The 6725-nt window shown below is 68.9% G+C and carries 7 protein-coding genes; all 7 read left to right on the plus strand.

Annotated features, from left to right (window positions below):
- On the plus strand, positions 1 to 126 hold a 126-nt coding region (locus JHC99_RS16595; protein WP_292155742.1), incomplete at its 5' end, for a Flp family type IVb pilin.
- 131 nt (positions 127 to 257) lie between these two features.
- Complete coding sequence (locus JHC99_RS16600; protein ID WP_292155735.1) at positions 258 to 773, plus strand: prepilin peptidase; 516 nt, start codon at positions 258 to 260, stop codon at positions 771 to 773.
- Between the two features lie 106 nt (positions 774 to 879).
- Positions 880 to 1818 carry a Flp pilus assembly protein CpaB gene (gene cpaB, locus JHC99_RS16605; RefSeq protein WP_292155736.1) on the plus strand — a complete coding sequence of 313 codons (939 nt, stop codon included), beginning with the start codon at positions 880 to 882 and terminating at the stop codon, positions 1816 to 1818.
- 8 nt (positions 1819 to 1826) lie between these two features.
- Positions 1827 to 3392, plus strand: a complete 1566-nt coding sequence (locus JHC99_RS16610) for a type II and III secretion system protein family protein (RefSeq protein ID WP_292155737.1) — start codon at positions 1827 to 1829, stop codon at positions 3390 to 3392.
- A gap of 8 nt (positions 3393 to 3400) precedes the next feature.
- Entirely contained in the window at positions 3401 to 4084 is a 684-nt protein-coding gene (locus tag JHC99_RS16615) for a CpaD family pilus assembly protein (RefSeq protein WP_292155739.1), read from the plus strand.
- A 7-nt stretch (positions 4085 to 4091) separates the two neighbouring features.
- Positions 4092 to 5642, plus strand: a complete 1551-nt coding sequence (locus JHC99_RS16620; protein ID WP_292155740.1) for a cellulose synthase operon protein YhjQ/BcsQ — start codon at positions 4092 to 4094, stop codon at positions 5640 to 5642.
- A gap of 10 nt (positions 5643 to 5652) precedes the next feature.
- Positions 5653 to 6725 (plus strand): CpaF family protein (locus JHC99_RS16625; RefSeq protein ID WP_292155741.1); only part of this gene is annotated, 1073 nt, incomplete at its 3' end.

A 6725-nucleotide genomic window follows, 5' to 3' on the forward strand; every position in this document is an offset into this window, starting at 1 on the left:
ACCGCCATCGAGTACGGCCTGATCGCCGCCCTGATCGCCGTCGTCATCATCGCCGCCGTGACCACCCTCGGCACCACGATCTCGTCCAAGTTCGAGGCCGTCACCACCGGCATGACCGGCGCCTGATCCCGTCAGTTCAGTAAAGTCTTGAAGTCAGCCTGCGGGCTGAAGATGGGGCCGGAGCGGAAACGCTTCGGCCCTTTGCCTTGTCCGGCCCGGAAACCGGGTCTTAACGGGACCGAGGTTAGAGGTGGATCATGGACACCGTCACCCTACTGCTGCTCAGCCTGCTGCCCGGTCTGACGATCGCGGCGGGTATTCGTGACCTGACGACGATGACGATCCCGAACTGGATCTCGGCGGCGCTCATCCTGGGCTTCTTCCCGGCCGCCTTCATGGTGGGACTGAGCCCCATGAGCGTTCTGACCCATGTCGGCATCGCCGCCTGCGCCCTGTTCGTCGGCATGGGACTGTTCGCGGCCCGGATCATCGGCGGCGGCGACGCCAAGCTGATGGCCGCGGCCTGTCTGTGGCTGGGTCTCAGCGGCTCGGGCGCCTTCATGCTGTGGACCGGGGTGGCGGGCGGCCTGTTCTGCCTGACGCTGATCTTCGCCCGCACCCAGGTCCGGCCCTATGTCGCCGGCGGCCCCGACTGGGTCCATCACCTTCTCGAGCCCAAGGGCGATATCCCCTACGGCGTCGCCATCGCCGTCGGTGTGCTGATGGCCTTCCCGTCGAGTGCGCTGCTCACGACGTTCGCGTCGGGAAACTGACGGCTTTCTCCGCTTAGGAGCGCGTTAACCCGCAGCCTTCATTCTCGTTAACGGCAGAGGCCGGGGAACCGATTCCACGCGCGCTCCCATCCTGCCGGAGACCGTCATGAAGCCCGCCAAGATCGCCGTCATCTGTATCGCCGCCGTCGCGGCCATCGGCCTGGCCTTCGTCGTGCGCGCCATGGGCTCTTCGGGCGGACAGCCTGTCGCCACGGCCACGGCCGGCCCCGCCGTTCCGGCTCGCCCGATGGCCAAGGTGCTGGTCGCAGCGCGCGACCTGGATCCCGGCAAGCGGCTGGAAGACGCCGACCTGACCTGGAAGGAATGGCCGGTCGACGAGGTCAACCCCGCCTTCATCACCGACGGCACCACCCCCATTCCCGTTCCCCCGACCGCCGGACAGGCCGAAGCGGCCGCCGGTGCGCTCGAAGGCGCAGCCGCCAAGCCCGCCGGTGCCGTCGCCTCGGTCACCCGCGTCGCCACCGACATGGCCACGGGCGGCGCCAAGGCCGACTATTTCGGATCGGTGGTGCGCGAGCCCATCCTGGCCGGTGAACCCATCGTGGCGCGCAAGATCGTGCGTGCCGGCGACAGCGGATACCTGGCCGCCTATCTGGAGCCCGGGATGCGGGCCATGGCCATCAAGGTCTCGGTCGAGACGGCAGCCGGTGGCTTCATCCTGCCCGGCGACCGGGTCGATGTGCTGCTGACCCAGCAGACCACCCTGTCCAACCTGGACGGTGCCAGCCAGGCCTCCAAATTCCGGTCCTCGATGGTGATGCAGAACGTCAAGGTCCTGGCCATCGACCAGACCACCCGCGCCGGCGAGGACGAGCAATCGGTCGTCGGCGCCACCGCCACCCTGGAACTGCGGCCCTCCGATTCAGAGGCCCTGGCCCTGGCCAAGTCCGAGGGCGAGCTGTCGCTGGTGCTGCGCTCCTATGCAGACACCGCCGGACCGTCGGGCCGGGTTCAGGCACCGCGTGAATCCTCCGCCGTCCGCATCTTCCGTGGCGGCGCTCCCGAAACGGTCGTGATCCCGTGAGAGGTTCGATGACATCCAACCCGCGCCCGACCTGGCTGCGCCGCATTGGCGTGGCGGCCTCGGCCCTGCTGATCGGCGCATCGTCGCTGATGCCCGCCACGACCCTGGCCCAGACGGCGCGCACCGTTTCGGCGGGTGGCGAGGCGCAGCTGGTCAATCTGCCGCGCGGGTCGTCGTTCGCGGTGGACCTGCCTGCCGACGCCCATGACGTCATCATCTCCAACCCGGCGATCGCCGAGGCCCTGACCCATTCGCCGCGTCGCGTGACCGTGATCGGCGTCGCGCCCGGCCAGACCGACGCAGTCTTTCTCGATGCCGCTGGCAGGACCATCCTGTCGCTACGGGTCCGGGTCGATGCGGGCGTCTATGCGCTTCAGGACACCATCAACCGGATCGCGCCAGGTTCTCAGGCCCGCGCCGAGGCGGTCAACGACAGCATCATCCTGACCGGACTGGTGACCAGCCCGGCCGAGGCGGACCGGATCGTCCAGATCGCCCGCGCCTTCGTCTCGGCCCCCGAGAAGGTCATGAACATGATGAGCGTCGCCGAGAGCGACCAGGTCACGCTCAAGGTCCGGGTCGTCGAGATTCAGAGAAACGCCATCAAGCAGCTGGGCTTCAACACCTCGGCGGTGCTGGGTCAGTTGGGCGACGCCCAGTTCCTGATCGGTCAGGCGGCCAGCTTCGGAGTCAACGGGGCCCTGCTGGGCGGGATTTCGGCCGGATCCTCGATCGACACGACCCGCAACTATCAGCTTGAGCGCCCCTGCATCGGCGCAGGCTATGTCGCCGGCACCATGTGCCCGTTCGTGGCCAACGGTCCCGAGGACGCCGGAAACTGGGACACCGCCCAGCCCGGCACCGGTCCCGGCGACCGCGACCTGAACCAGGGCAATGCGACCATCAAGGCGTTCGAGCGGGTCGGTCTGGTCCGCACACTGGCCGAGCCCAACCTGACCGCCGTGTCGGGCGAGGCCGCGACCTTCCTGGCCGGCGGCGAGTTCCCGGTGCCCTCGGGCCGCGACCAGCAGGGCAATGTCAGCGTCGAATACAAGCCCTATGGTATCAGCCTGGCCTTCCGTCCGGTCGTCCTGACCGGCGGCCGCATCTCGATGCAGATCAAGGTCGAGGTTTCCGAATTGACCAGCCAGGGCGGCTTTACGCTCGGGGCCGGCACGGTCGGCGCCCTGACCCTTCAGGGCCTTCAGGTCCGCCGTACCGAAAGCACCGTCGAACTGCCCTCGGGCGGGTCGATGATGATCGCCGGCCTGCTGCAGGAACAGACCCGCCAGGCCATCGACGGCCTGCCCGGGACGACGACCGGCATCCTGGGCTCGCTGTTCCGCTCGCGCGACTATCTTTCGGGAGAGACCGAGCTGGTCGTGATCGTCGAACCCTATATCGTCACCCCGACCTCGCCTGGCCGGATGCAGACGCCCGCCGACGGCCTGCGCATCGCCACCGACATCCAGACCACCTTCTTCGGCCAGCTGAACCAGACCTATGGCAGCCCCGCCCCGACCGCCGTCGCCGGCGTCGGCTGGCAGGGCCCGGTCGGCTATGTGATCGAGTGAGCCCGCTGATGATCCGCACCGCCTTGCGCACCCTTCTCGTCGCCGCCGTCGCCTCGGCCTCCCTGACCGCCTGCATGGGCGGCCCGGCCGGGGGGGAGGGTCCCATGCCCCTGACCCCGACGTCGCGCTATTCCCTCCAGGTCGAGCCCGGCGTCGACCGCATCGCCCTGGCCGTCCGCGAGGACGGGGTGTCCCCGGCCCAGCAGGCGGCACTGGGTGCCTTGATCCGTCGCTTCGGCGCCGAGCGCGCCACGGCCCTGCGTATCCAGGCCCCCGGCGGCGGCGACGTGGTCGCCGGTGACTTCGCCTACCGGATCAAGGCGGCGCTGGAGCACGGCGGCGTTCCCGGACACCTGATCCAGGTCGAAGGCTATGACGCGCCGGACGCCCGCGCACCGGTTCTGGTCGGGTTCGAGACCCTGGAGGCCGTGGTGCCCCAGTGCGGCCTGCAATGGAACAATCTGGCGCGCACCAACCGGAACGAGACCTCCTCGAACTTCGGCTGTGCGGTCAACGCCAACCTGGCGGCGCAGATCGCCAATCCGCGCGACATCGTCACGCCGCGCAACATGACCGCTTCCGACCAGGGCCGACGTGCCGTGGTCTTCGACAACTACCGCAAAGGCGAAGCCACGGCGGCCCCTCAAGAAGACCTGATCGCGAACGAGCGGGTCTCGCAGGCGGTGGACTGAGCGGATCATGAGTAACGCTTTCGCGCCACGCAGCTATGAGGCTTTCGAGGACGAGTTTGACCTGGACAGCGAGTTTGCGCCGGGCGGTTCCGCCGCGCGCGAGCCGCTGCAGTTCATGGCCCCCGCCGGAGCCTCGCCCCAGGCCGCTGCGATGCCGCAGGTCGCCGCCATGCCCCAGGCCGGCGGTATGCCCGCGTCCATGCCGGCGCCCGGCTACAATCCCGTGGGCGAAATGATCGCCGGAGCCCAGACGGCCCTGGCTCCCGCCCCCATGCAGACGGCCCCCGTCCACACGGCCGCGTCGCTGGGTGCGCCGATGGGCGCCGAGGTGTCGGTGCCGCGCATCGCCATCCACGTCTTCGCCGAACGCCAGGACACCCTGGCCGCCGCCGAACGCGCCGGGCAGGACCGTCGCCTGTCGCGCGCCACGACCCAGATTCGCGTCGGTGGCGTCCCCGCTGCCGTCGAGGCCTATCATCACGAGCCTACGCCGCCCCTGATCATCGTCGAATGCCTGACCGACCCGCACAGCCTGCTGGCCCAGGTCGACGCCCTGGCCGAGGTCTGCGACGCGGGCACCAAGGTCGTGGTCATCGGCGCCTCGAACGACATCATCCTGTTCCGCGAACTGATGCGGCGCGGGGTTTCGGAATATCTGGTGGCCCCGATCCAGCCGCTGCAGCTGATCGCGGCCATCGGCGGCCTGTTCGCCGACCCGGCCATGCCCTTCGTCGGACGTTCGATCGCCTTCGTCGGCGCGCGCGGCGGGGCGGGATCGTCCTCGGTCGCCCACAATACCGCCTACGCCATGTCCGAGCGGATCGGCGCCAACACCGTCATCGTCGACTATGACCTGCCGTTCGGCACGGCGGGGCTCGACTTCAACCAGGATCCGCTGAACGGCGTCGCCGACGCCCTGGGCCAGCCCGACCGGCTGGACGCGACCCTGCTGGACCGGATGATGGTCCGCTGCACGGACAAGCTGAGCCTGTTCGCGGCCCCCGCGACGCTCGACGTCGACTGGGACATCTCGCCCGACGCGTTCGAAGAAGTGACCAGCCGTATTCGTTCGACGGCGCCCTTCGTGGTGCTGGACCTGCCGCACCTGTGGTCCGGCTGGATGCGCAAGACCCTGATCGCCGCCGACGAGGTGGTCGTGGTGGCCACGCCGGATCTGGCATCCTTGCGCAACGCCAAGAACATGATGGACCTGATCCGCGCCGGACGTCCCAACGACGCCCCGCCGCGGCTGGTGCTCAACCAGATGGGAATGCCGGGCCGACCGGAGATCCCGGCCAAGGATTTCGGCGCGGCCCTGGGGGTCCACCCCAGCCTGATCATTCCGTTCGATGCCAAGCTGTTCGGCGCCGCCGCCAACAACGGTCAGATGATCATCGACGCCGGCGCCAAGTCCAAGGCGGCCGACGCCTTCCAGACCCTGGCCCAGATCGTCTCGCGTCGTGAACTGCCCGCCGTCGCGGGTCCGAAGGGCAAGGCCTCGGCCAAGGCCCCGTCGGAGAGCAAGTCGCTCTTCGGCAAGCTGTTCAAGAAGCGCTGACGGTCCCGCCGTGTTCGGAAAACGCACAGGATCGTCCAGCCCCTCGGCTCCCCTCGCCCCTGCCTCCGGGAGTGCGGGCCGCCCCGCGCCGGAGCAGCCGGATCAGGGTGTCCAGACCCAGGCCTTCGCCTTTGCCGACGAAGCGCCCCAGGCAGCAGCGCCATTCGGCACGGGCGGCACGGCGCGACAGGCCGAGCCTTCGGGGGGCGCCGACCGGCTGGATGCCCTTGCGGCCCGGCCCAAGCCCGCTGCCTCCGCACCGCCGCCTGCCACGAACGGCCCCGGCCCCAAGGCCACGCCCGCCTTCGAGCAGCTGAAGAAGGCCCAGGCGGTCACCGAGATCGTCCGCGAACAGAGCGACTATTACCACGCCACGAAGACCACCATCTTCAACGCGTTGATGAACACCATCGACCTGTCGCAGCTGGCCCAGCTCGACACCAAGGCGGCGTCCGAGGAAATCCGCGACATCGTCGCCGAGCTGGTGGCGATCAAGAACGTCTCCATGTCGGTCGCCGAGCAGGAGCATCTGGTCCAGGACATCGTCAACGACGTGCTGGGCTATGGTCCGCTGGAGCCGCTGCTCGCCCGCGACGACATCGCCGACATCATGGTCAACGGTGCCGGCCGGGTGTTCATCGAAGTGAACGGCAAGGTCCAGCTGACCAACGTCCGCTTCCGCGACAACACCCAGCTGATGAACATCTGCCAGCGGATCGTGTCGCAGGTCGGCCGCCGCGTGGACGAGAGCTCCCCGATCTGCGACGCCCGACTGCCCGACGGGTCCCGCGTCAACGTCATCGCCCCGCCGCTGGCCATCGACGGCGCGACCCTGACGATCCGGAAGTTCAAAAAAGACAAGCTGACGATGAAGAACCTGGTGGAGTACGCCTCCATCAGCCCGGAAGGGGCCCGCGTCCTGGGCGTCATCGGCGCCTGCCGCTGCAACATCGTCATCTCGGGCGGCACCGGCTCGGGCAAGACGACCCTGCTGAACACCCTGACCGCCTTCATCGACCCCACCGAGCGCGTCATCACCTGCGAGGACGCCGCCGAACTGCAGCTGCAGCAGCCGCACGTCGT

It is taken from the genome of Brevundimonas sp. (assembly GCF_016463485.1).
Classification (GTDB): Bacteria; Pseudomonadota; Alphaproteobacteria; order Caulobacterales; family Caulobacteraceae; genus Brevundimonas.

What these genes read in the sequence shown, in the direction of transcription:
- JHC99_RS16615 (WP_292155739.1), top strand. Translation starts at nt 3,401, where the DNA reads ATGATCCGCACCGCCTTGCGCACCCTTCTCGTCGCCGCCGTCGCCTCG.
- cpaB (WP_292155736.1), top strand. Translation starts at nt 880, where the DNA reads ATGAAGCCCGCCAAGATCGCCGTCATCTGTATCGCCGCCGTCGCGGCC.
- JHC99_RS16600 (WP_292155735.1), top strand. Translation starts at nt 258, where the DNA reads ATGGACACCGTCACCCTACTGCTGCTCAGCCTGCTGCCCGGTCTGACG.
- JHC99_RS16610 (WP_292155737.1), top strand. Translation starts at nt 1,827, where the DNA reads ATGACATCCAACCCGCGCCCGACCTGGCTGCGCCGCATTGGCGTGGCG.
- JHC99_RS16620 (WP_292155740.1), top strand. Translation starts at nt 4,092, where the DNA reads ATGAGTAACGCTTTCGCGCCACGCAGCTATGAGGCTTTCGAGGACGAG.